This window comes from Nitrosomonas sp. Nm58 (assembly GCF_900107335.1).
Lineage (GTDB): Bacteria > Pseudomonadota > Gammaproteobacteria > Burkholderiales > Nitrosomonadaceae > Nitrosomonas.
Genome location: NZ_FNPQ01000004.1, coordinates 67,637 through 90,758 on the forward strand (window position 1 = coordinate 67,637; position 23,122 = coordinate 90,758).

The 23,122-nt window shown below is 47.2% G+C and carries 20 protein-coding genes and 1 tRNA gene; 5 read left to right on the plus strand and 16 right to left on the minus strand.

All coding sequences use genetic code 11. The features are described from left to right. Nucleotides 1-340: 340 nt before the first annotated feature. Both BLW34_RS03225 and BLW34_RS03230 read right to left on the minus strand, forming a co-directional pair. Entirely contained in the window at nt 341-1,840 is a 1,500-nt protein-coding gene (locus BLW34_RS03225) for a DUF4139 domain-containing protein (RefSeq protein WP_256203547.1), read from the minus strand. Between the two features lie 305 nt (nt 1,841-2,145). Next, the gene (locus tag BLW34_RS03230) at nt 2,146-2,448 is read right to left on the minus strand and encodes a flagellar protein FliT (RefSeq protein WP_090575524.1); all 303 of its coding nucleotides are present in this window, start codon (nt 2,446-2,448) and stop codon (nt 2,146-2,148) included. Between the two features lie 679 nt (nt 2,449-3,127). Between BLW34_RS03230 and BLW34_RS03235 the strand changes: the two genes are divergently transcribed. The 3 genes from BLW34_RS03235 (at nt 3,128) to BLW34_RS03245 (ending at nt 6,637) form a co-directional block, all read left to right on the plus strand. Then, a complete protein-coding gene (locus tag BLW34_RS03235) occupies nt 3,128-4,612 on the plus strand; it encodes a hybrid sensor histidine kinase/response regulator (protein ID WP_256203548.1) in 1,485 nt (494 codons plus the stop codon). Between the two features lie 43 nt (nt 4,613-4,655). After that, nucleotides 4,656-5,288 (plus strand): response regulator, encoded by a 633-nt coding sequence (locus tag BLW34_RS03240; protein ID WP_090575527.1) that lies wholly within the window; start codon nt 4,656-4,658, stop codon nt 5,286-5,288. A 542-nt stretch (nt 5,289-5,830) separates the two neighbouring features. After that, nucleotides 5,831-6,637 (plus strand): GGDEF domain-containing protein, encoded by an 807-nt coding sequence (locus tag BLW34_RS03245; RefSeq protein ID WP_256203549.1) that lies wholly within the window; start codon nt 5,831-5,833, stop codon nt 6,635-6,637. 120 nt (nt 6,638-6,757) lie between these two features. Here BLW34_RS03245 and metH read toward each other — a convergent pair whose 3' ends face one another. From metH to aroQ, 6 genes are all read right to left on the minus strand, one after another. Then, the gene (gene metH / locus BLW34_RS03250) at nt 6,758-10,468 is read right to left on the minus strand and encodes a methionine synthase (RefSeq protein WP_090575530.1); all 3,711 of its coding nucleotides are present in this window, start codon (nt 10,466-10,468) and stop codon (nt 6,758-6,760) included. Between the two features lie 285 nt (nt 10,469-10,753). After that, complete coding sequence (locus BLW34_RS03255; RefSeq protein WP_090575533.1) at nt 10,754-11,533, minus strand: zinc-ribbon and DUF3426 domain-containing protein; 780 nt, start codon at nt 11,531-11,533, stop codon at nt 10,754-10,756. Nucleotides 11,534-11,552: 19 nt separating this feature from the next. Next, complete coding sequence (gene prmA, locus BLW34_RS03260) at nt 11,553-12,470, minus strand: 50S ribosomal protein L11 methyltransferase (RefSeq protein WP_090575537.1); 918 nt, start codon at nt 12,468-12,470, stop codon at nt 11,553-11,555. 31 nt (nt 12,471-12,501) lie between these two features. Next, nucleotides 12,502-13,869 carry an acetyl-CoA carboxylase biotin carboxylase subunit gene (gene accC / locus BLW34_RS03265; RefSeq protein ID WP_090541119.1) on the minus strand — a complete coding sequence of 456 codons (1,368 nt, stop codon included), beginning with the start codon at nt 13,867-13,869 and terminating at the stop codon, nt 12,502-12,504. 60 nt (nt 13,870-13,929) lie between these two features. Further along, on the minus strand, nt 13,930-14,400 hold the full coding sequence (gene accB / locus BLW34_RS03270; RefSeq protein WP_090575541.1) for an acetyl-CoA carboxylase biotin carboxyl carrier protein: 471 nt from the start codon (nt 14,398-14,400) through the stop codon (nt 13,930-13,932). A gap of 281 nt (nt 14,401-14,681) precedes the next feature. Beyond that, nucleotides 14,682-15,134, minus strand: coding sequence for a type II 3-dehydroquinate dehydratase (aroQ, locus tag BLW34_RS03275; protein ID WP_090541111.1), 453 nt, complete (start codon nt 15,132-15,134; stop codon nt 14,682-14,684). Nucleotides 15,135-15,510: 376 nt separating this feature from the next. Here aroQ and BLW34_RS03280 point away from each other — a divergent pair. Next, nucleotides 15,511-15,586 (plus strand) — tRNA-Thr (locus BLW34_RS03280). Between the two features lie 35 nt (nt 15,587-15,621). Here BLW34_RS03280 and BLW34_RS03285 read toward each other — a convergent pair. Continuing rightward, the gene (locus BLW34_RS03285; RefSeq protein ID WP_305728574.1) at nt 15,622-15,813 is read right to left on the minus strand and encodes a tyrosine-type recombinase/integrase; all 192 of its coding nucleotides are present in this window, start codon (nt 15,811-15,813) and stop codon (nt 15,622-15,624) included. Between the two features lie 90 nt (nt 15,814-15,903). On the opposite strand from BLW34_RS03285, the gene BLW34_RS03290 reads away from it, so the two are divergent. After that, nucleotides 15,904-16,101, plus strand: coding sequence for a hypothetical protein (locus BLW34_RS03290; RefSeq protein WP_090575544.1), 198 nt, complete (start codon nt 15,904-15,906; stop codon nt 16,099-16,101). On the opposite strand, the gene BLW34_RS03295 is transcribed toward BLW34_RS03290, so the two are convergent. The 7 genes from BLW34_RS03295 to BLW34_RS03325 all read right to left on the minus strand — a co-directional run bounded on the left by BLW34_RS03295 (nt 16,098) and on the right by BLW34_RS03325 (nt 23,122). Beyond that, nucleotides 16,098-16,865 carry a DNA adenine methylase gene (locus BLW34_RS03295; RefSeq protein ID WP_090575547.1) on the minus strand — a complete coding sequence of 256 codons (768 nt, stop codon included), beginning with the start codon at nt 16,863-16,865 and terminating at the stop codon, nt 16,098-16,100. The two genes, BLW34_RS03290 and BLW34_RS03295, sit on opposite strands and share 4 nt — an antisense overlap. Nucleotides 16,866-17,031: 166 nt before the next feature. After that, nucleotides 17,032-19,212: a phage tail protein gene (locus tag BLW34_RS03300; RefSeq protein ID WP_090575550.1), complete on the minus strand. Its 2,181-nt coding sequence runs from the start codon at nt 19,210-19,212 to the stop codon at nt 17,032-17,034. Continuing rightward, nucleotides 19,202-19,429 carry a hypothetical protein gene (locus BLW34_RS03305; RefSeq protein WP_090575553.1) on the minus strand — a complete coding sequence of 76 codons (228 nt, stop codon included), beginning with the start codon at nt 19,427-19,429 and terminating at the stop codon, nt 19,202-19,204. The genes BLW34_RS03300 and BLW34_RS03305 overlap by 11 nt, the downstream gene beginning before the upstream one ends. After that, nucleotides 19,429-19,659, minus strand: coding sequence for a hypothetical protein (locus BLW34_RS03310; RefSeq protein ID WP_090575556.1), 231 nt, complete (start codon nt 19,657-19,659; stop codon nt 19,429-19,431). Before BLW34_RS03310 ends, BLW34_RS03305 begins: the two co-directional genes overlap by 1 nt. Before the next feature lie 11 nt (nt 19,660-19,670). Then, nucleotides 19,671-20,468 carry a phage BR0599 family protein gene (locus tag BLW34_RS03315; protein WP_090575559.1) on the minus strand — a complete coding sequence of 266 codons (798 nt, stop codon included), beginning with the start codon at nt 20,466-20,468 and terminating at the stop codon, nt 19,671-19,673. Further along, nucleotides 20,465-22,159 (minus strand): hypothetical protein, encoded by a 1,695-nt coding sequence (locus BLW34_RS03320; protein ID WP_090575562.1) that lies wholly within the window; start codon nt 22,157-22,159, stop codon nt 20,465-20,467. Before BLW34_RS03320 ends, BLW34_RS03315 begins: the two co-directional genes overlap by 4 nt. Continuing rightward, the gene (locus BLW34_RS03325) at nt 22,160-23,122 is read right to left on the minus strand and encodes a hypothetical protein (protein WP_090575564.1); all 963 of its coding nucleotides are present in this window, start codon (nt 23,120-23,122) and stop codon (nt 22,160-22,162) included.

Here is a 23,122-nt window from a genome sequence, read left to right on the forward strand (position 1 = left end):
AGAGATTCCTGGGCGACTGGAAATGTGATGAGTTTGTTTCGCCAGGGCGGTATTAAGAAGTGACATGGTTTCGGGTAAAACTGATACCCAACACACCCTCAAAACACTTCGTTATAAGCTCTTTGCCAAGGCTGGTTTACATTACTCATGAGGGTCGAAAAAAGATTATTAACCTGGGCCGTTGCTATGCAACAACGTGACTGGATTGATGGCCTTTGGAATCAATCTAAAACGTTCGATCTTCCTGTTAAATTTAATTGGTTCTAGTGGAAAATCTGGGATAAAAACAGCTTTTTCAACAGACGACCGTCCAAACTTTTACACATGAAGTGGCTATTTTTTAGTATTCTACGCGCACTCGGTAGGTTAGCGTGGCTTCGCTCTCGGCTGGGAGAGGTATTTTCCATTCAACCATGCTAGCCGATAGTTTGGTGTGGGGCAATGATTCGGATAATATGTCCCAGTCCCCCGGGATAGGTTCTCGCACTTGTACCGTGACCGCTTCTTTCTTGGCATTTCTGAGTGTGATTTGATAAGCCGTTTCAAAAATACTGGCATGTCGTGGCGTGCCAGCAATTTGTTGAAAATCGGTTTGTAGCTTATCAGCGGTAATATCAAAGGCATTACCCAGTCTGAGACGAATCAGCTCATTTTGCGGGGTGTGATCGATCTGATCTTCACCGATAAATTGATTATTTCCTTGCTTATCTTTTTTATAGACTCGAATAATTCCTTTCGGCAGGGGAATTCCAAGGCCCTCTCCTTTGTTAAGAAAGCCGATGAGTACGCCTATTTTTAATTTCTGGCTGATCGCATCGTATTTCCCTGAGTAGTAATAATCCGCACCTTGCAGCACATATTCCTTACTGACAGGAATATGGGTTGCGGACATGAGCGCAACTTGCTTGGTCTGGTTCTCAGCTAGTGTTGTAGGCTGTTGTAGTGTATAGAGATGATATTCAAAAAGTGATTCTTCCTTCATTTGTGCTGCATCAGCCATTTCTGGTGCTATTGCCATCATTTTTCTGGGTAGACGCTGCTCAGGGTAAATTCGATGGACATCACCTGCTACCAATTGCAAGTTGGCATGATGATAGATCATGCCGCTTTGATTAGTTAACGTCACCAGTCCATTGAGATCAAGTCGGCTATCATCTTCGCTCAAGGCAGCCACATAGTCCGCATGCCAGGATAATCCCGATGTGAGGTAGGAAAGCTCAAGATCATGCTTGCCTGGGGAGGGGCTAGTCAGTGAAATGAGCAATGTGGGTTTGTCACGCAGATTCTCTGGTACTCCAGGAAATACAATACGTCCAGGGACGCTACTTTCGATACGGTCATTAAATTTCAGGATAGTTCCTTCATTAGTCGAAAGAACTGTAGCTGTCTCGCTAGTCTCGGAACCTGTCGCAGGGCTGGTGCGAATGACGATAACTTCTTTACCCGAGTACTTTTCTAGCAGTTTTCTTGGAGTGAGTAGATCGAAATCAAAATTCTGTTCCAGTAAGCGGAATCCTGAAGAATGAGTAAGATTGCGTAAAAGTGCAGTTTCAGGACGTATCTGCGCAGATACCTCACGCCAGGCCAGCTTGTTGAAAGCTTGATCCAGCACAACGCTACGCAAGTCTTTTATCAGCGCCAGATCCTCATTATAAATTGTAACGACAATGTTCTTCTGATCCTGGGATGTAGTAATTCTTTCGCCAGTCGACGCAGCAACATAACTTAAAGGACTGCTGCTTATCAGCGTTATTGCAAGAATCGTTACACAAAAAGATTGTTGATGACAGTATTTTCTTCTTGCGACTAAACACGCCTTTCTTAGCCATTTCATCATCATGGTTTACTTTGTGGATTAGAAGTGATGGTTATTTCTTATCAGTAGACATTCCAACATGTTCAGTGATATCTGTCGAGTTCTTGTGTTCGTTTCCTTATGTTCCCATCATTGCTTCCACGTGCGATAAGGGCTTGTTTATTAACCTCGACTTGGAATAGGGTTTGATCTATAGTCTGGGTTTTCAGCTAACCTAATTACTTTTCTGAGTGATGTCCATGTGGTCATCTGCATATTTATGAAAATTGATGATTCTTTGATTGGATTGATTGCGCGCTGGGATTCTCTTGCCTATCAATAGACTTGATTCAGTTGATATGCTTGTGAGCATGAGTCAGCAAATTTTGTAGATGAGTCATCCAGGGCTCAGTAATGGCCCTGATTTTGGCATCACAGGCCAATATCTGATGAATGATCTCAATTCTTTTTTTCTGCATTTCTGCGCTTAATGGTTGTTGTGGAGGATTGGCGATCAATGCATGAGTTAATTTTTTGCACTCCTGTTCCAGTGAGAACAGTCTCTTCCCATCGTTTTCCTGGGCAGCTTTTAGCATTTTGTGAGTGATGGCCAATATTGCTTTATACGTAGAAATTATTTGTGCTTCGTCCATATTATTTATCGTTATTTATTTGGTATGTATTTAAGCAGTATTAGAACTAAAATCAGCGGTATAAGAACTGGAATTAATTACTCCAATATTTGTAGGTATATCATCGCTATCATTGGTATTCTGTAAAACTTGATTGAAACCCCCGATTTGTGAAGTCATGCGTCTAGAAATCGTTGGTCATGCTGCATGCTCTGACATAATTGATGCAGAAACCGGATGCTAGACATTCTGAATTGACTTCAAGCATATTTCTCGGCACATTCTGGTTGTCTCGTGCATTCAACGAGGCAGTATTAATGTTGATAGCTTGGAGCATTTGAGGCGTTCTTATTCTTATTCGGGGTCTATAAAGCCGCTATTTAAGGGGTAATCGGACAGAATGGAAAAAAATTTAATAGATTGTTAAATAGATGTTAAGTAAAGGTTGGGTAAAATGAGAAAAACCTGTGAGCAATCCATGACTGTATTGCCGTATTTTCCGCTTACTTCCTCAGTTTTTAAGAGGAATGATGAAAAATGCCCTAACCGAGTCGCTATGTTACGGCCTGCGCCCCTCATCAAAATAATGCGTTGGTTATATAATGAGTTGGGCAGGATTAAATCTTCTCAGAAATATTTCTGCTTTATTGGGTAGCTATATAATATGCTAATTTCATTTCCCAAATAAGTGTTGAGGACGGTGTTGGTCAAAACGCTCAATATGCTGCTGGTAGGATACTCGGCCGAGGATGCCCAGCGTATCTGCAGGACGCTCAAGGAAGGTGATTTATACTTTAATTCAGAATGTATCAATACCATTGATGCCTTTTCGAAGGCGCTGGTTGAATGTTCGTGGGATGTCATTTTGTCCGATGCGATGACTGATTTGGGTGCTGAGCAGGTATTATTTCATCTTGCCATGCATCATTTGACTATTCCTGTAATCGTAGTATCCAGCCAGGGCAGCGATGAGTCAGCAGTTCATTTTATGAAAGCAGGGGCTCAGGATTTCATATTAATGGCTTGCATGGTGAGGTTAATTCCAGCGATACAACGCAGTCTGAAGCAAATGGAAGCTCTTCATCACATCTGTGAAGCACAGCTTGCATTGCAGAAAAGCGAGGCACGCTTTCGTGCAATCGCCTCCAATTTGCCTGGCCTGGTATTCCAGTTTTTGCTGAACCGGGATGGCTCCAAAAGCTTTCCTTATGTGAGCGAAGGGTCAGTAATGCTGCTAGGAATTTTGCCAACAGCACTAATAGAGCAGCCGGATTTATTTACCGACTTGATTCTGCCTGAAGACAGGGTTACTTATGATGAACTTATGCAAACATCAGCCAAGCATTTTTCTACTTGGAATTGGGAGGGACGCATTCAGGTCAAAGGTGATCCAGATATCAAGTGGGTCAGTTTGCGCGCAACACCACGTCGACCGCTCAATGACGCTGTTTTATGGGATGGGGTAGTGATGAATATTTCACGCAATAAGCTGGCAGAAATTGAAATTGCTCGTTCACATGCGCAATTAGCTGAACTTTCTTCTTATCTACAGAAAATCAAGGAACATGAACGCGCAAAAATTGCCCGAGAAATTCACGATGATATTGGTGGGACCTTGACAGCGATCAAGTGTGAGCTATTGCCCTTTATGGATACTAAACCGAGGAAGCCTGATTTTTATCAGCAGAAAGCGGCGTCTATTGAAAAATTGGTCGACTATGTGATTGACAGTACACGCCGAATATCTATGGACTTGCGGCCAGGTATACTGGATTTTGGTATTGTGGCGGCAATTGAGTGGCAAGCAAGGAAATTTAGCAAACGCACGGAAATTCCTTGTCAATTTTATTGTGACAGTGAAGATATTCCTCTGGATGCAGATTTAGCTACTGCAATTTTCCGAATTTTCCAGGAAATATTGACTAATATTTATAAACATGCAGGCGCATCGAATGTCAGAGTCAAGCTGTTTGAGGCAGATGGTTGGATATTTTTGGAGGCGACTGATAATGGATGTGGAATTAGGGAGGCGGATATGAACAAACCAGGGTCCTTTGGAATCCGGGGGATGCGTGAGCGCTGCCATCAATTAGGAGGAGATCTTCGCGTTAGCGGAATACCCGAAAAAGAAACTTGCGTAATAATCAAGATTCCAGTCAATGGTAAAGAGCAGTATGCCTTGTAGGCAGTATCAAGTATCGAATAATAAGCAGACGAGGAAAGATAAAATGATACGTGTGATGATTGCCGACGATCATGCTATTGTGCGCCGGGGTCTGAAGCAGATTCTGGGTGAAACGGACGATATCAGTGTAGCTGGTGAAGCGGAAAGCGGGATTGAAGCGATCATGATCGCACGCCAGCAAGTTTTTGATGTGATCCTGCTGGATATCTCATTGCCTGACAGAAATGGCATCGAAGTGCTCAAGCAGATTAAAAAAGATCAATCTAACCTAACGGTATTAATACTCAGTATGTATAACGAAAGTGAATTCGCGATACGTGCAATCAGGGCGGGTGCAGCAGGTTATCTGAACAAACAAAGTGCACCCATGCAACTGGTGACAGCGATTCGTCAGGTCGCAGCGGGGCGCAAGTATATTACCCCGACCCTTGCACAGGAACTGGCTAACGCAATCACATTAGACACTGAACAGCCATTACATACTAGTTTATCTGACCGTGAATACCAGACACTATGCTTGATTGCGATAGGTAAGTCACTTGCGGAGATTTCAACCAGTTTGTGTCTGAGTCCCAAAACAATCAGTGTCTATCGTGCCCGTCATATGGAAAAACTTAAGCTAACGAATAATTCTGAATTGGTACGTTATGCGATTAAGCACAATTTGGTTGACTAATCTAGCCAGAATATTTCATAAATTGGCACGTGCCCTCACTTGTCTTTTGATTAATGAGAAAGATTTTGCTCAGTCGGGTGTATGAATCACTACACCCCTCCTTCTCAAAACTTCCCTATTAATCAGAATCCTGCGTGATCATCACGCGAATTTATGAAATATTCGGGCTAGACTAACCCAGAGTTGATCTGAGTAAATACGGATTAAAGTTATCACTTGCTGATCCGCATTCCAGTAGTTCGCTGAAGACGCTCCCTGCCAGTTAATGGTTATGTGGTTTCTTGGGTGTTTCTTTGATTATAGCGTTCGACTTAATTTATCCTGCCAAGAATCTGCAACTATTCTTGCTTCTGACCGAGGGCCGGGTAAATTTAGAACAAAGCGAGATTTTCATTTTAATTTCATTTATTGAATCACACAGGATTTGTTAATCTACTGGTCATGGGTAGATTATTCTTAGATAGCTTCTCCTCCCCAATTCAATCAGCCTAGGCTTGTCTGGAATAAGCATCCATTTCATGGTGTGACTAAAAGGAGATTACATGATCATGCAGACTTCAAGTAAGAAGCAGTTAAAATTGGTTAAATCATCTGGGGGTGGAGAGAAAAATGTAGCGAGTGAGAAAGATGGTAAGTCATTGCTTACTATTGATAAATATTATCAGCGTGTAGAATGGTATGCCCAGAGAATTCGGAAGACTCATGATATTGGAGAGATTACTAGCATTCTGGATACCGTCTTGTCTGAAATTAGGGAATTGCATCATAACAACGAGTTGTCCAGCTCCCGGGAACAAATTCTTTACGCAGTGCAGAAAATTGAATCTCTAAGACATGAGCTGGAGCTCATCAGAGGGCTAGTGCAGACAGATCAGATGACTGGTTTATTTAACCGGCGTGGGCTGGATGAGCATTTTACACGCGAAGCTGCACGTGCAGACCGAAACAAGGGGCAATTATGCGCCATACTGATTGATTTGGATAATTTCAAGGAAATTAATGAAATTTATGGTTACCGGTTTGGTGACAGTGCTTTGATCCATTTTGCGAGGATCGTGAAGGATACGCTGCGTCCAAGCGATGCGGTTGCGCGCTATGGTGGTGAAGAGTTCGTTATTTTGTTGCCTGATACTCGTACAGATGAGGCGGTTCGGGTAATGCAGCGGGTGCAGCATACCTTAGTGAGTAGGGCTATGCTAAATACAAATAATCAACCGGTATCGATCACTTTTAGTGGCGGGATAGCATTACGTCAAGCCTATGAGCATCAGTATTCGGTGATGAGGCGTGCTGAAGAAGCGCTATCTCGCGCAAAAAATACCGGAAAGTCTCGAATAGAAATTGCCTGATGATTTGAATCGTTCTAACGGAGACCTGCCCTGACTGTTACCGTATCATAGGTTTGTAGATAGCCTGGTAAGATTTCCAGGGAGGGCCTATCCAATTCTCGATTTGTATGAGTTGAATACTCAGCGTTCATATGCCAATGTGGGGGCGAGCCATCTTTCTGCTTCATCAAGCGTCCAGCCTTTTCTTCTGGCGTAATCTTCCACTTGATCTTTACCAATTTTACCCACGGCGAAATAAGTAGATTCCGGATGCGAAAAATAAAAACCGGATACGGCCGCAGTGGGGACCATAGCGTAAGATTCAGTGATAATGATGCCGGCTCGTTTTTCGGCTTCGAGTAAGGCAAATAGAGGTCCTTTTTCGGTATGATCAGGGCAGGCCGGATAGCCCGGTGCCGGACGAATTCCCTGATATTCTTCATTGATGAGTTGTTCGTTGGTTAGAGTTTCATCCTTGGCATAACCCCAGAATTCCCGCCGCACGCGCGCATGCATGTGCTCGGCAAACGCCTCAGCTAAGCGATCAGCTAAAGCCTTCAGTATGATGGCACTATAATCATCATTGGCAGCTTCGAATGCTTTTACGCGTTCGTCGATACCAAAACCAGCTCCGACAGCAAATAATCCAATCGTATCGATGACGCCGCTTTCCTTAGGTGCAATGAAATCGGCCAAACACAAATTGGGGCGTCCTGCTGGCTTGACTGTTTGTTGTCGTAAAGTGTGGTAGGTCATCAACACTTTGGTACGAGACTTATCCGAATAAATCTCGATATCGTCATGATTGACTGAATTGGCTGGGAAGAGACCGATGACTGCATTGGCTGTGAGCCACTTTTGTTCAATGATCTTCTTCAGCATGATCTGTGCATCACGGAACAGATTGCTGGCAGCTTCACCCACCACTTCATCCTCTAGGATAGCCGGATAGCGTCCTGACAATTCCCACGCCTGGAAGAAGGGCGTCCAGTCAATGTAAGGAATCAGTGTTTCAAGAGGATAATTCTTCAGAGTTCGGATGCCCAGGAAACTCGATTCTGTGGGAGCGTAGCTCTGCCAATCTATTTTCAATGCATTGGCGCGTGCTTGAGCGAGAGAGAGTAATTGTGCCGGTCCTTTTTTGTTTTTCTGCTGAGCGCGGACCTTTTCTTGCTCGGCCTTGATTTCCTGCTTATACGCAATATGCTGATCCCGGGACATCAATTGACTGCATACGCCTACAGCTCGGCTTGCATCGGGTACCCATACCGTGACCCCACTATAATGTGGTGCAATTTTAACGGCAGTATGCACTCGTGAAGTAGTGGCGCCGCCAATCAATAGTGGAATGGTAAAACCTTCACGCTCCATTTCTTTGGCGACATGCGCCATTTCTTCCAGTGAAGGGGTGATTAAGCCAGATAAACCGATAATATCGACTTTTTCGTTGCGTGCCATTTCCAGAATTTGCGCACTTGGCACCATCACGCCCATGTTGATAACTTCGTAGTTATTACACTGGAGGACGACTGTAACAATATTCTTGCCAATGTCATGAACATCACCCTTGACTGTCGCAATAACGATTTTTCCCTTGGGCTTAGCATCGCCGGAAATTCTTTTTTCTGCTTCGATGTAAGGTAGCAGATAAGCGACTGCTTGTTTCATGACACGTGCGGATTTGACGACTTGCGGCAGGAACATTTTTCCGGCGCCAAACAGATCACCTACCACATTCATGCCATCCATTAAGGGACCTTCAATCACTTCAATTGGGCGCCCACCGCTGTTTTCAATCTCCTGCCGAATGATTTCGGTATCTTCAGTAATGTAGGTGCCGATTCCTTTGACCAGCGCATGTATTAATCGTTGACGAACAGGTTCATTACGCCAGGCGAGATCCTCGACTAGCTCCTTTTTTTGTCCTTTGAAATTTTCGGAAAATTCAACCAGACGCTCGGTGGCATCAGGGCGGCGATTAAGCAGCACGTCTTCAACCCGCTCCAGCAAATCTTTGGGAATATCAGAATACACCCCTAATTGACCTGCATTAACGATACCCATAGTCATGCCAGCCTGGATGGCGTGATACAGGAACGCGGTATGAATGGCTTCCCTGATCGGTTCGTTTCCACGGAAAGAAAAGGAAACATTGGAGACGCCACCGCTGATCTTGGCATAAGGCAAGGTTTGTTTGATGATACTGATGGCTTCGATGAAATCCAACGCATAGTTGTTATGTTCTTCAATCCCTGTTGCGATCGCGAAAATATTTGGATCGAAAATAATATCTTCCGGCGGGAAGCCAACCTTGTCGACCAATACACGATAACTTCGCGTACAGATTTCAACCTTGCGCGCCATCGTATCGGCTTGCCCCTTCTCATCAAATGCCATCACGATGATGGCCATGCCATAGCGGCGTGCAAGCTTGGCATGATAAATGAATTCTTCTTCACTTTCTTTTATGCTGATGGAGTTGATAATGGCTTTACCTTGAATGCATTGCAGACCTGCTTCAATGACTGACCATTTGCTGGAGTCGATCATAATAGGCACCCGGCTAATATCTGGCTCCGCTGCAATGAGATTGAGGAAGGTGACCATGGCTTTTTGCGAATCCAGCATGGCCTCGTCCATATTGATATCGATAATTTGTGCGCCATTTTCTACCTGGCTGCGTGCAATACTTAACGCTTCCGCATAATTATCATTGAGTATCAAGCGGGCAAAGGCTTTCGAGCCGGTAACGTTGGTGCGTTCGCCCACATTTACAAACAGCGAGTCATCACCAATATTAAGCGGTTCCAGGCCAGACAGGCGGAGTTTCTTGGTGATATCCGGGATTTTTCGTGGCGCAATACCGTGTACTGCCTCGGCAATAGCTTTAATGTGGGCAGGTGTCGTGCCACAGCAGCCACCCACAATATTAACGAAGCCAGACTGGGCAAATTCCTTGATCAGGCCTGCGGTGTATTCGGGCGATTCGTCATAGCCGGTTTCTGATAGGGGATTCGGTAAGCCCGCATTGGGGTGAGTGCTGGTATATACCTCAGCAACATTGGAAAGTTCTTCCACATAAGGACGCATTAATTCGGCGCCTAGTGCACAATTAATGCCTACTGAGATGGGTTGTGCATGTCTGACCGAATTCCAGAAAGCTTCCGGGGTTTGTCCAGAAAGATTACGCCCGGAAGCATCGGTAATTGTTACCGAAATCATCACAGGCAGGCGAATCTGATGTCTTTCAAGGTATTGATCTATCGCGAACAGTGCAGCCTTGGCATTCAGGGTGTCAAAAATGGTTTCAACCAGCAGAATATCGACCCCCCCCTCAACTAATCCGCGTATGGATTCCGAGTAATCCGTGACAAGTTGTCCGAAAGTGATCGAGCGGAAACCAGGATCATTCACATCCGGTGAAATGGAAGTCGTTTTGGTTGTAGGCCCGATGACACCTGCGACAAAGCGGGGCCTGTCTGGTGTTTTAGCTTCCATCGCAAGCGCTTCTTCATGCGCCAATTTTGCTCCGGCGAAATTTAACTCATATACCAAATCCTGCATATGGTAATCAGCCATCGAAGGCACATTGGAATTGAAAGTGTTGGTTTCAATGATATCGGCACCAGCTTCCAGGTAGCGCGCATGAATCGAACGGATGATTTGCGGTTGCGTCAGCGTCAGCAAATCATTGTTGCCTTTTAGGTCATGAGGAAAGTCTGCGAAACGGGTTCCTCGATAATCGATCTCGCTCAATTTGTAGCTCTGGATCATGGTTCCCATTGCTCCATCCAGAAGCAGAATGCGTTGAGCAAGCAAATTCTCCAGCAAAGTAGTGCGATGATGAGTCATGTTGGAATGGTATTTCCGGTAAATACAAAGTAACTGATTATACCCTATGGTTCCTGCATCATGGCCTGATGAAGTGACCTTCAAAAAAAGTTAACAAAATTGAAATCATCAAGACATAAACACAATGTAAAGTATGCATACGCTATGCTGTGTATATTTGACAATAAAATTGTCCCCGTTGTCTGAATCTGAAATATTCGGGTTAAGTAATACATAACTCCTGTAGCTCCCTTTGGGAAGGTGGTAGAGAAGATATTGCTTCCACCTTCTTTTTTATGAGGAGAATCAGGGATAGAGCAGCAGCAACCGGTAGCCCATTGCGTTCAGATCGCTGTTATCAAAATAAAGCTTGATATCGATTTCGCTATTTGCCGAAAAAACCTGGGGATCACTTTCTTTATCCAAATAGTCGTGCGCGGTAAGAAGGCGACTGGCTAGTGTTTGGTCATCCATGTCGGTGAATGTGAGTAATAATGCAGGCAATTCCTGCGGAAATGGGGCGTGATTACGTATCGTGGCAATAAGGGTGAGGATCCCGGGTTGATGCGCTGGATTTGCCTGTAAATCAGATGATTCAAGACTTAACAAAGCGATATGTTTGGGTGGCTTGATCGTGCATTGTAAAAGCGTACAGTAATTTTCCAAAAAAGGTCTGGTACCGGGTATGGCGATAGAAAGTTCAGTGCGATAAAAATAGATACCTTGTACAGTTAAGATAAATATCATCAGTAAGCTGGCAAAAAGCCAATGTCGTGAAGTTTTGCGTGCTGACTGAACATCAAACTGATCGACCGCAGCGAGGATTTCTTTTTCCTGATCCTGAATGCTAAAAGCAGAGGGTGTCAGTTCATTCTGAGAGGGGAGCTTTGATTTGTTTGCCTGAGTTACTTTAGCTTCTAAGGGTGATTTCGTTATCAGTGATTCCGGGACGGTAATAAGCATGACGAGGGCATCAAACAATTGAGTGCATTGTCCGCATTGCACTTTACCATCATGGGCTTGCAATTCAGCAATGGTCAAGCTGAAAATTGAATTACAACCGGGACATCGTGTTACCAGTGCCATTGCTATCAGTAAAAAGTCGTTATTTCTTTATCCCAGTCAACAGCACCCAACCTTCTTTTTTATCAGCAATATCCATTTCAAACCATTGACGATAAGTATTGATGACTTCGCTAGCTTGTTCCTCAAGTATGCCAGAAAGCGCGATAGAGCCACCTGTTCGTACGGCATTCATCAATATGGGCGCCAACATGATTAATGGATTAGCCAGGATATTTGCGACGATCCTATCTACTTGTCCGTTTTCTTTCGTGTTGCTTTGGGATGAACCCAATGTTGTTGAAAAAATTATTCTTTCTGGATCGCAACGGTTGAGTGCTGCATTATCACGGCTCGCTGCGATAGCATTAGCATCGATATCGACGCCTAACACGCTACTCGCGCCGAGCTTTAATGCAGCAATTGCCAGTATGCCTGAGCCACATCCGTAATCGAGCACAGTCTCACCAGACTGTATATTCTTGTCCAGCCAGAAGAGGCAAAGTTGAGTCGTCGGATGACTGCCGGTGCCAAAAGCGCGTCCTGGATCAAGAATCAGATTGATTGCTGTTGAGTCAGGGGGCTCGTGCCAAGTAGGAACAATCCATAATCGTGGTGATATGTTGATTGGATCGAACTGTGCTTGCGTCAGTTTGACCCAATCTTGCTCTGGTATGCGAGATAAACGGTATTCAGGTTGGGTTGCAAGCTGAAGTATCCGAGTAATCGTTTGCATGATTGCTGGGATATTTGCGTCTTGCTCGAATAGTGCAGTGACGGCCGCTTTTGTCCAGACTTCGCCTGTGAATTCGCCAGGCTCATCAAACAAAGGCTGTTCTTGCTCGGTGCCAGCGGCAGCATCATGGATATCGACAGATAATGCGCCTATCTCAAAGAGCTTATCACTTAAAATTTCAACATGCGTTGCATTGACTTCAATGTTAAGGGATACCCAGGACATATTTAACTGCAGGTGACCTCAATAAGATCGCTCAATCATTTTCCTTATTTGTTTTATTATGCAAGGCAAGCTTGTGTTCAAGATAATGAATCGAAACACCACCACTAAGAAAATTGCTATCGGATAGCAGATCAAGATGTAGTGGAATATTCGTCTTGATGCCGCTAACTACCATTTCTGAAAGGGCAATACGCATTCTGGCAATGGTTTCATCTCGATCATCTCCATAAGCGATGATTTTGCCGATCATGGAATCATAATAAGGAGGTACCATATAGTTATGATAGACATGAGAATCAACCCGGATACCCGGACCACCCGGAGCATGATACTGGGTAATACGACCTGCCGACGGGGTTAGCTTATAGGGATCTTCTGCATTGATACGACATTCAATCGCATGCCCTTTTATCACAATGTCTTTTTGCCGTAACAAGAGTTTTTCTCCTGCGGCAACACGAATCTGTGCTCGTACCAGATCAATGCCAGTAACAGCTTCGGTCACAGGATGCTCTACCTGCAAACGAGTATTCATTTCAATGAAATAGAATTCATTATTCTCGTAAAGGAATTCAAAGGTTCCTACACCACGGTAATTGATCCGACGACAGGCTTCTGTGCAACGCTCGCCAATTTTGTCGCGTAACCGTGGAGAGATATCCGGTGCTGGAGCTTCTTCAAGAATTTTCTGATGACGACGTTGCATGGAGCAATCCCGTTCTCCCAGGTAAACAGCATTACCATACTCGTCAACCAGTACCTGTATCTCAATATGCCTTGGATTCTCCAGATATTTTTCTGCATAAACCGTTGGGTTTCCGAAGGCTGCTTGAGCTTCATTCCGCGTTGTAATGACCGCATTCGAGAGTGCGGCCTCGGTGTGCACCACGCGCATGCCTCGACCTCCTCCACCTCCAGCCGCTTTGATAATGATGGGATAGCCTATCGACTTAGCAATTTTCTTAATTTCTTCTATCGATTCCGGTAATGCACCATCTGAACCAGGAACACAGGGCACACCTGCTTGTCTCATCGCATTTTTTGCGCTGACTTTATCACCCATCAACCGTATGGTTTCTGGACGGGGACCAATAAAAACAAAGCCACTTTTTTCTACCCGTTCAGCAAAATCAGCATTCTCAGAAAGAAAGCCATAGCCGGGGTGAATGGCTTCGGCATCCGTTACTTCTGCTGCACTGATAATGGCTGGTATATTGAGGTAACTCTGTGAAGACGGTGCAGGGCCGATACACACAGATTCGTCAGCGAGCTTGACATATTTTGCTTCAGCATCGGCCTCAGAATGAACTGCAACGGTTTTAATCCCCAGGGCACGGCATGCACGCTGGATGCGCAACGCAATTTCGCCACGATTGGCAATAAGTATTTTCTCAAACATAGTTGAAGTATTTGAGGTGAAGTCTGGAGGATAACATCGCAGAAATAGATGATTGAAAAATCATCCGATCACAAACAAAGGCTCGCCATATTCGACTGGCTGTCCATTTTCAAGCAAAATAGCTTTAATGACACCAGCTTTATCAGCTTCTATTTCATTGAGAAGCTTCATCGCTTCAATAATGCATAAGGTGTCGCCCGCTTTAACAGTCTGCCCGATTTCTACGAAAGGTTTTGCACCCGGTGCAGAAGAACGATAAAAAGTACCTACCATAGGTGATTTTACGATATGACCTTCCGGTAAACTTGGTTTTATTTCTGCTTCTGTCGAAATAGTCTCAGCTATATTGGTAGGCACATTTGCTGTTGGGACAGTAGCTGTTTGGTAAAGTTGGGGTATGGCTGCATAATTTTGTGATGAGTAACCAGATTTGTTGATGCGAACTTTTTCTTCGCCCTCAGTAATTTCTAGTTCGGCGATATTATATTCTTCAACTAATTCAATTAGTTTCTTTAGCTTTCTTAGATCCATATACAGTCTCCCGGGAACATCCCGTTCACGAGTAATCTAAAATCAAACCTGAGACATCATCTATCATTAAGGTTTGCGAGATTCAGTTAAAAACAAAATAGAACTTATGTAGCCTGCTATAAAGTGATGCATCAAGGAATACCTCAGTAAGTGGCGGCGGCATGTTACTACATATTATCAATTCCTTGTATTATTCTTTATCTTTGGTCTTCTATCAGGTTAATTGGATTAATGCTTAATCAAGTCATGCGCTAGCGATTGAAGGATTGATCAGGAAATCATCATTCACTTAACGCAGACTGTAATGCTAGTTCATAACCTTTCGCCCCTAGACCACTGATTACTCCGATAGCAAGATCAGAAAAGTAAGATTTCTGACGAAATGCCTCACGTGCATAGATATTAGAAAGATGTATTTCAATAAAAGGTAATCCTGTCGCAGCTAGGGCATCACGTAAAGCGATGCTGGTATGAGTCAAGCCTGCGGGATTGATAATGATGAAATCAGTTTCATCACGCATAGCCTGCTGCACGCGACCTATTAATTCACCCTCACTATTGCTTTGAAAAACTTCCAGTCTTGCTTCAGCAGCTAGCGATATTTCATACAATTTTCTGTTAATATCATCCAATGTCGTTTTTCCATAGATCCCAGGCTCTCGTATACCCAGAAGATTCAAATTGGGTCCATGGATAACCAGAATATTTTTAGCCGATATATTTCTAGATGTCATTTTAAAATTATGGCTTTTTTTGCTGGAAATGTACAGATTTTTGGAGATAATCAGAGAAATTAAACGAAATTATTAAGAATCACTTTGCTTAGTTATTTAGCCTACCAATACTTGAATTTTCTCGTTAGCCCGAATATTTCATAAATTCGCGTGATGATCACGCAGGATTTTGATTAATAGGGAAGTTTTGAGAAAGAGTGGTGTAGTGACTCATACACCCGGCTGAGCAAAATCTTTCTTATTAATCAAAAGACAAGTGAGGGCACGTGCCAATTTATGAAATATTCGGGTTAGTATATTTGGTTCTTAAAAAACCTTATAATTGCTTACGATTTCTTAAACCTCTATAATCCCGCGCTTGTCGGAAGTTCAAAGCGCTGTTGTAGCTCAGTTGGTAGAGCAACTGATTCGTAATCAGTAGGTCGGAGGTTCGACTCCTCTCAACAGCACCATTAATCAACAACTTAGAAACATAACCGAACCCGTTTTACTTCGATTGTGCCAAATTTGTGCCTTTAAGCACGTCATCCAAAACTCTGGCATGCTGGGCAAATTGCTCAGGTGCAAGGTGAGCATAACGCCTTACCATCTCAGCAGATTCCCATGCGCCCATCTCTTGAATGACATTCAACGGTACGCCATTCTGAGTTAACCAGCTTGCTGTAACTTTTCGCGCAATTTGGTACTAATTTTCGCTTTATTTGGTACTGCCGCTTGACTCTTTTAACGGGTAGAGCGTCAATGTGTTCATCTTAACAAGGAGGTTAAAATGAACGCAGAACAAACGGCACTTACTCAAGACGAATTACTCTCCATCCAAACCTTGCCGATCAAGCTAATTCTCGCCGCTGCCAATGGGCAAATCGACCTCAACGCGATGGCCAGGGATGAGCTAATCAGCCGGGGTTTAGATTTAACCGGCAAGTGGGTTGGTTTTGAGAAAGCCCGCGCGACGCTTCATCGTTAAAAATTACGGATGACCAGCTCGGTGCGTTGTGCGCGCCCTTGCTGCCCTCCCACAGTATAACTAATCGTCACCGATTGCATCGCCAATCCCTTGAATGCCTCGTGCATTTCCGGGATATCATTGACTGAGATGATCATCTTGCCTTTGATCGTTCTCGCCAGCTCAGCTATCTGAATATATTGCTCCAGCGCAAAATCCACGCCATACCCTTCCGTGCCCCAATAAGGGGGATCACAGTAAAACAAGGTATGTGCCCGGTCGTACTTACGCACACAGTCCTGCCAAGCCAAGTGCTCGATATACGTTTGCGAGAGCCGCAGATGCGCCTGGCTTAGCTCTTCCTCGAGACGCAGCAAATTGAGACGCGGGGCGGTGGTGGTCGCCGTGCCAAAGCTCTGGTTGGCCACCTTGCCGCCAAATGCGAGCTTCTGCAGATAGAAGAAGCGGGCCGCGCGCTGGATATCGGTGAGTGTTTCCACTGGCGTTATTTGCAGCCACTTGTACATCTCCCGGCTGGTCAGCGCCCATCGGAATTGCTTGGTGAACTCATCCAGATGATGCTTGATCACGCGGTACATGTTGACCAGATCATGGTTGATGTCATTGAGCACTTCCACGTGCGTTTGTTTTTTCATGAAATACAACGCTGCCGCCCCGCAAAAGGGTTCCACATAGCATTCGTGCTCGGGAAACAAAGGCAGGATATATTTGGCCAAGCGGCGTTTTCCGCCGATCCAGGGGACAACCGGGTTTGTTTTGGTCATGCTGTAAGCCCTTTTTCATTGATAAAAATGTGGTAGGCTTAGCCCGCCGCGTCGACGTGGCAGGAAGCCTTGGCTATGGCTCACAGGTGTTGTCTGTGGGTTATGGCGGCCGGGCCATGTTCGCGCATGGCTTTGGTCGCTTCCTCTCTTATTCTCTTTTCACAAATTAAGCATTCACCGTCCAATCCAGTGGAATGACATGCTTCTCGACACTGTTCAATCCCTCCCGTACAGAAAATATCTCCAACCTGCGTTCAGTAAAGGCAATACTGCCGTTGTCGCTGAACGCCTGGGCTGCGGTATAAGTAAAGGTGGTACCGCTCAAGCCCGCATAGGTCTTCACGAGAGAGCCGCCCACCTTCAGGCTATAGACCTGAATCGTAATGGTGGCCCCGGTCTCCGGCCCGATGTTCGTGGCAGCGTCATTGCCGATATTCACGGCTGAGGTGTCGGAGCGGTCGCGGCTAAACCAGGTAATGGCCGCATCGGTATTCACCCCGGCTATACTGGTGGGTCTTAACACGCCGTTGATCGTGACCCGACCCGGCGGATACGGCGCACCCCAGCTTTGGTTGAGCGTCAAAGCGCGCCAGGTATCGCTTGCTTTGGGCAGCACCCCCTTGCCGGTTTCGGTGAGAAACTTCGCATACATCGTGATTTGGCTGGCGAACTCCACCTCGGAGTGGCCGAAGAAATCCTGGAAGAACCAGATCCTGGTGCCCACGGCGTGCGCCTTGGGCAGTGTGTGCAGAATGCCGCGAACGACATTTACAGATGAAGTCGATGGCACACTGGTCAGATAAACCAGCTCGTTCCCAAGCAGCGCGATGGTGTTACTGGCTACCTGATTAATATCAACTGCACCTGTCAGCGGCAAAGTCGCAGTGGTCTCGGTAATGGCGGCAGACAACGTGGCGGTGGGCGTAAAAACGGAGGTCAGGCTGCCCGGCTGGTCGTTGCTGTTATCGGCTGCGTCGGATGATGTCCAGAATTCATAAGACACCGCGCTAGAAATTGGCGCCTTCGCCCCTACCAACATGAATGCACTGGTCACATCGATGCTATCAATCGCCGACTGGTTGTCACCCAGGAATTGGGTGGCGATTAGCCAATAAGGCGCGGTCAGCAAAAAGTAATCAACTACTGGAACTGGGTCTGCTATCGGATCAGTCCATAGAGTAGGCGGCGGGTCGGCAAACACGGATTGAACACTGAAGAATACATCCTCCACCGCATCGATCGTCACTTCGCCATCGGTTAGCGTGCCGAAATCCAGGGTGGTGATGCGCAAGACCATTTCCACAATGCCTAAATCCGGCCAAGTGAATTTAAAGACGCCACCCGGCTTGAGATCGAATGATTCTCTATTAGCGATCAGCTTCAGCCGTGCCAATGGCTGGGTGAGCGTTTTGAGTTCCCGCATGGCGACATTGTTGGCCAGGGTCGCATTGGCAATCCCTAAGTATTGAATGGTCGTGGGCACCACCCCCTGCTGCATGGCGATCAAGCCCAGATCCTGGATCGTGACGGATATCTTTTTGTCCGAGTCGCGCTCCTGATAGATGAGCGTCACCTGATTGACCAGATCGGCAATCCCCGGTCTGGAAAAAGACTCCATGCGCACGATATTGGACGGGCCGAGAATAGGCAGGCTTGCCGGGTTGTAATCGTTCCTCACTAGCTTGAGCGTGAATTTGCCGGTAGTCTGATCGAGATACAGCGCACCATCGATATGATTCAGCACCATATTGATGAATTCTTTCACGCTCATCTGATCCGATAACACGAATGACAAACCGAAGTTCTCAGCAAACAGGGTGTCGGCTGCTGCGCGGAAGGCGGCATCGTCCAGATTGCCGGAGGTGTAGCCCAGCCCCCAGCGATCCGAGGTTAAGCATTCGTAAATGATATGCGCCGGATTGGCATCGCCTCCAATATCTGCTTTTTCCGGGTACCAGGTCTTGGCGGGAATCCGTTTGATACGGAATGCCCACGGTTTGATATAGGGGTTGTTGGCGGCCAGATAAATCTGCTTCAAGATGAACGACAGCACGCCCCGGTAAGCCGGAATTGGTGCGCCTTGTTGGGTTTGCAGGTAAGCATTGGAGGCTTGCGAAGCCTCACCAAAAGCGAGATCAATGTCGCCCACCACACCCCCTTGCCGTTTGTCACCGCCGAACAGCTCCGGCTTGTTGACCGATAAAGTGGAGCTTGCCGTAACATTGCCTTCCCACAGCATACTTTCACCCACCCTGATGCCGGTCACCGCATCGACCGGGCCATGGCATGCCACCATGTGAATCCCCAAATGATAGCGCCAACCGATGGTGACAGATTTACCCTTCATGACCGTATTTCCTCAAGATATGCTCGACCACCTTGTTGCTGGAGCCGTCGTTCCAGGCAATGACCCTATCCAGCGGTAATCCTTCTTTCAGGAAGGTGCGGAAGCAAATACCCCTTTTTTCCAGGAAGCGCTTAGAGCCGCGTGCACAGAGATTGCACTCCGCTAAGTCCTGCATGGTCAGTTTAAGATCGCTGGTATCTATACCCTTAATGATCATTACTTCTTGCCCGACTTGGATTTGATCGCGGTCTTCTTGAAGTCGCCATACCACACCGTATTCGCCTGGTTGATCCAACGCGTGCCGAATACCACCGGTATGGGGGTGGCCTCCGACACCGTCGGCACATTGAAATCATCCAGGTTGCTGGAAGCGGGTTTGGGCGGTTTGGGGGCAAACACCGCCGACAACACGGCGGATAAGGCAAAAGCGATAATCTGAAACCACATGAATCAATCTCCTATTCGATCGGGTCGCCCTTGAATGGCCCCAGGTCATTGGGGATAAACTCAAAGCCGCCGTAGTTATCAAAATTATTGAATTTGTTCAGACAGGCGTTGCGGTCATGGGCGCACCCGGCGAATAGATTGATGGTGACGCCGACTTTGAGCGAGGCGGTCACGCCGGTCAGGGTCAGCACATCGTTGCTATGATCACGGATCATTTTCTTTTCCACGTCGCCCACTTCGATATAGCCGCCGGTATACCAGCCGCTTGCCCGGTTCATCGGCACCACGGTGATGGTTGAACCGACGACCGATGTGATGGTGGCAGTATCGCGAAAGGCAGATGCATTCAAAGTGCAGCCGCTATCGTATAAAGCATGGCGGCACAGCCGCTGGAACATGCCGCGCAGGCCCGAGCGCTCTATTGAGGTATAAATCGGCTCGCAGGTGATTTTGGCGGTCAGCCCGGAGAATTCCACATTCACCACCCGCCCGATCCACTGCGGCACCACGTCAAGATCACCCCGATGCAGCCGGTAAATCGTCAGCTTCACCGGCCCAGGGTGCGAGCGGATAAAGAGCTTAGCGACGTCATTGTCCCGGGCCACCTCGATCTCCAGCTTCATTTTGCTGACTTCCGTTGAGGAGCCGATGGCCGAGCGGGTCAAAGCAGTGGGTGTGTAGGTTCTCGATTGAAAGCTCACCGCCTCATCGCCGGAAGTGTAGGTGAAGATGGAGAGCCCATGCGAGAATTCATACAACTCCAACGGGCGGGCGTCATGGATGCTTTTTTCAAAAACGCTCAGCGTCATTGCACCACCGTCCTGATAAGGGCGCTGACACGTGAAACTGTGTCGGTTTCATGAAAGATCTCCACCGTGTCCGAATCCAGGCGGGAGAGATTAAGATAGCTGATGCGCCTGACCTCCTGCGGTTGGATGTCGAAGCCGACGGGGCTGTCGATGAATACGTTCTCCTCGGCATCAGAGATTTCATCCACGCTCAGAATGTCCTTGAAGATCCTGGTGCCGTTAAACAGCTCGATCATGAGTGCATCACGCATGGGCGTGGCTGGCACGAATCGCTCATAAAAGGCAAACTGAACTACCAACTTGGTGTCGGTGCCCGCGAGCAAGGACGTGAGCTTGAAATCTTCATTCCAGGACGGCATCCAGAACGGCTTCCAGCGGCCCGCGCGCGCATACAACCATTTCCTGAAATCGGCCCGTTCCTTGCGCGATTTCATGAGCCAATCCATACGGCGCACAATGGTGGTGTAGCCGATCGGGTCATCCACCACTGGATTAACGGTGTCTGAATCAAATTCTAACAACGGCCGCAATAAGTCTTCCGACAGCACTTCCACCTCATTGGGAATATCCAGTAGCACGGGATAGCCTTTGTAGAGGGTCGCGCCTTCTGTTTCCGTCAAGCCGGAATTGTCAGTAACGATGAATTTAGCCTGCATGTCCAGCATGTGTCGGGTGGGGCGGGTAACCGTTTGCTGGCTCGCGATCCGGGCGAATTTGGCGGAATAGATTCTTGTCCCGGCGGGCCAGGTTTGCTGCGTCGGCAGATCGAGAGTTAACTGATTCGCTTCGACCGACACAATCTGCACCGATTCGTTGAGGTCGATGGCGTCGAACAGCAAGGCCACACCACCCGCGATGAACTCGGAATCACCTGTCGGAATGTTTGGAATCACCATCGATCCCGCAGGCAATTCTGTTTCCAGCAAGTAGTAATCCGGCCAATAGGGGATCAGGTAGCTTCGGGATTGCCAGCCAAACAGCGTGCTTTGCAGCTTGCGCACAAAATCCAGCCCAAACACCTGCAGATGCGCTTCGATTTCACGCCGGGGTGTGGCGCGCAGTTTAACCCGCTGCTCGGCTCCATCCCAGCTCGTGATGATGTCGGTTAGGAATGAATAACGCTCCAGCACGCCGTTATCCCAATTGATTCCTGCAAACAGCAGAATCACCCGGCGTCCGACTACCGTTAACTGAGGCGACTCGGCGGCAAAATTGAGGGTATAAGTGGTATTGATGATAGGCGGCCCAGCCACTTCCACCGCCAGGGTATAGATGCGTGACTCCAATGCGTTAAAGCTGGTGGGCTCAGGTATCGGGCCGGTGAAGCTGATGCCGGTGCCCGCATTGGTATCGATCGATGATAATAGGTTGGCGGTAAAATAGGCATTCCATACTTCTACCTGGATGATCTTCTGCGAAATGACATTCCCGAGGTCGATCGAGGCCGGGGTAATATGGATGCGATCGTAGTAATCATCTTTGAAGGAGGGGGCGAACAGCGAGCTGATTACCGATTGGGGTTCGGGGGATACTGGCAGTTGATCAACCACAGCACCCATCAGGGCCGGAGCGATGGCTTGCGCCACCGGCGATTGCTGCGGTGCACTTAGTTGATCGAGTGAAATGGACAACGGTGCTGGTTCTACCAGCACCAACAGCCCTGCACCCAATATTCCGCTAATGGCTGCCATTTAAACGATCTTCCTGTAGGCATAACCCAATTGCCACGAATTGGGCAATTGATCCTGGGTGTTGGCTAAATTGGAGCGCCGGGTCATCGGGAACACCTTCCAGGTATCCGAACCCAATGTCACTTCCTGGCCGACCGAGAAGGGTTGCAGCCATACCAGCCGCAGATCCTTCACCACACCGAGCGGCGCGCGGTTGCCGGAGTTGGCGCCGCCGATATCGGTGAAGATATAGATCGGGATGAACGGTGTAGCCAGATTCAGGGTATTGGGCTGGCTGCCCACCAACAGGCGGCTGGTGAAGCCAAAGCGGCCATTGCCGTAGGCATCAAAGGAACCGGGCGAGTCTGTTGTGCTGTTAAACATGCGCCAGACGTTCAGTTCCAGATTGGCGCTGATTTGTCCTCTTGCGGGTGCGCTGACACCGATATTATCGAACAGCATGCGTGAGAAGGAGCTCTGGTAATTGCCGCGATCGCTCGGCAGCCCTCCGACGTGGGCAGCGTCGCAATAATGGCCTCCGGCATAAGCACCGAATTTATCGAGTTGACCGAACACCAAGTGACTGAAGAAACCCGCCGAGTACTCCAGCACGCAATGCACATAATCCCCCGCTGCATCGGAAAACAGATGATAGGCAACATACGGCCCGTTGCCGACGAAATCCATGACCGCCGATTGAGAAGGTGCGCCCGGTTGTAAGTTGAGGGCTGCACCGGGGGTATAGCCGGTAGCGCCTCTGAGGCGTAATTCAGTCGTGGTTACGGCTGCATTGATGAAGGATTCGATGCCGAAATAAAACGTGAGCCCGCCGCCATTCGAAGTATTCTTCTGCATGTACAGGCGCTTGGTGGTGCTATCCACCACCGTGAACTCATTCTGCGTGAAGCCCTGCGCGATGGCGAACAGACGGATCTTGTCCAGCAGGTCATTGAGCGAAGTGGAAATACCGGTTTCGTAAGCCAT

Excerpts from the sequence above, each read along its gene's own strand:
- BLW34_RS03310 (WP_090575556.1), bottom strand. The coding sequence starts at position 19,659 with ATGTGGTTTCAGATTATCGCTTTTGCCTTATCCGCCGTGTTGTCGGCG.
- BLW34_RS03325 (WP_090575564.1), bottom strand. The coding sequence starts at position 23,122 with ATGGCTTACGAAACCGGTATTTCCACTTCGCTCAATGACCTGCTGGAC.
- BLW34_RS03320 (WP_090575562.1), bottom strand. The coding sequence starts at position 22,159 with ATGGCAGCCATTAGCGGAATATTGGGTGCAGGGCTGTTGGTGCTGGTA.
- accC (WP_090541119.1), bottom strand. The coding sequence starts at position 13,869 with ATGTTTGAGAAAATACTTATTGCCAATCGTGGCGAAATTGCGTTGCGC.
- accB (WP_090575541.1), bottom strand. The coding sequence starts at position 14,400 with ATGGATCTAAGAAAGCTAAAGAAACTAATTGAATTAGTTGAAGAATAT.
- BLW34_RS03225 (WP_256203547.1), bottom strand. The coding sequence starts at position 1,840 with ATGATGATGAAATGGCTAAGAAAGGCGTGTTTAGTCGCAAGAAGAAAA.
- metH (WP_090575530.1), bottom strand. The coding sequence starts at position 10,468 with ATGACTCATCATCGCACTACTTTGCTGGAGAATTTGCTTGCTCAACGC.
- BLW34_RS03240 (WP_090575527.1), top strand. The coding sequence starts at position 4,656 with ATGATACGTGTGATGATTGCCGACGATCATGCTATTGTGCGCCGGGGT.
- BLW34_RS03245 (WP_256203549.1), top strand. The coding sequence starts at position 5,831 with ATGATCATGCAGACTTCAAGTAAGAAGCAGTTAAAATTGGTTAAATCA.
- BLW34_RS03255 (WP_090575533.1), bottom strand. The coding sequence starts at position 11,533 with ATGGCACTGGTAACACGATGTCCCGGTTGTAATTCAATTTTCAGCTTG.
- BLW34_RS03315 (WP_090575559.1), bottom strand. The coding sequence starts at position 20,468 with ATGACGCTGAGCGTTTTTGAAAAAAGCATCCATGACGCCCGCCCGTTG.
- prmA (WP_090575537.1), bottom strand. The coding sequence starts at position 12,470 with ATGTCCTGGGTATCCCTTAACATTGAAGTCAATGCAACGCATGTTGAA.
- aroQ (WP_090541111.1), bottom strand. The coding sequence starts at position 15,134 with ATGACATCTAGAAATATATCGGCTAAAAATATTCTGGTTATCCATGGA.
- BLW34_RS03230 (WP_090575524.1), bottom strand. The coding sequence starts at position 2,448 with ATGGACGAAGCACAAATAATTTCTACGTATAAAGCAATATTGGCCATC.
- BLW34_RS03305 (WP_090575553.1), bottom strand. The coding sequence starts at position 19,429 with ATGATCATTAAGGGTATAGATACCAGCGATCTTAAACTGACCATGCAG.
- BLW34_RS03290 (WP_090575544.1), top strand. The coding sequence starts at position 15,904 with ATGAACGCAGAACAAACGGCACTTACTCAAGACGAATTACTCTCCATC.
- BLW34_RS03300 (WP_090575550.1), bottom strand. The coding sequence starts at position 19,212 with ATGAAGGGTAAATCTGTCACCATCGGTTGGCGCTATCATTTGGGGATT.
- BLW34_RS03295 (WP_090575547.1), bottom strand. The coding sequence starts at position 16,865 with ATGACCAAAACAAACCCGGTTGTCCCCTGGATCGGCGGAAAACGCCGC.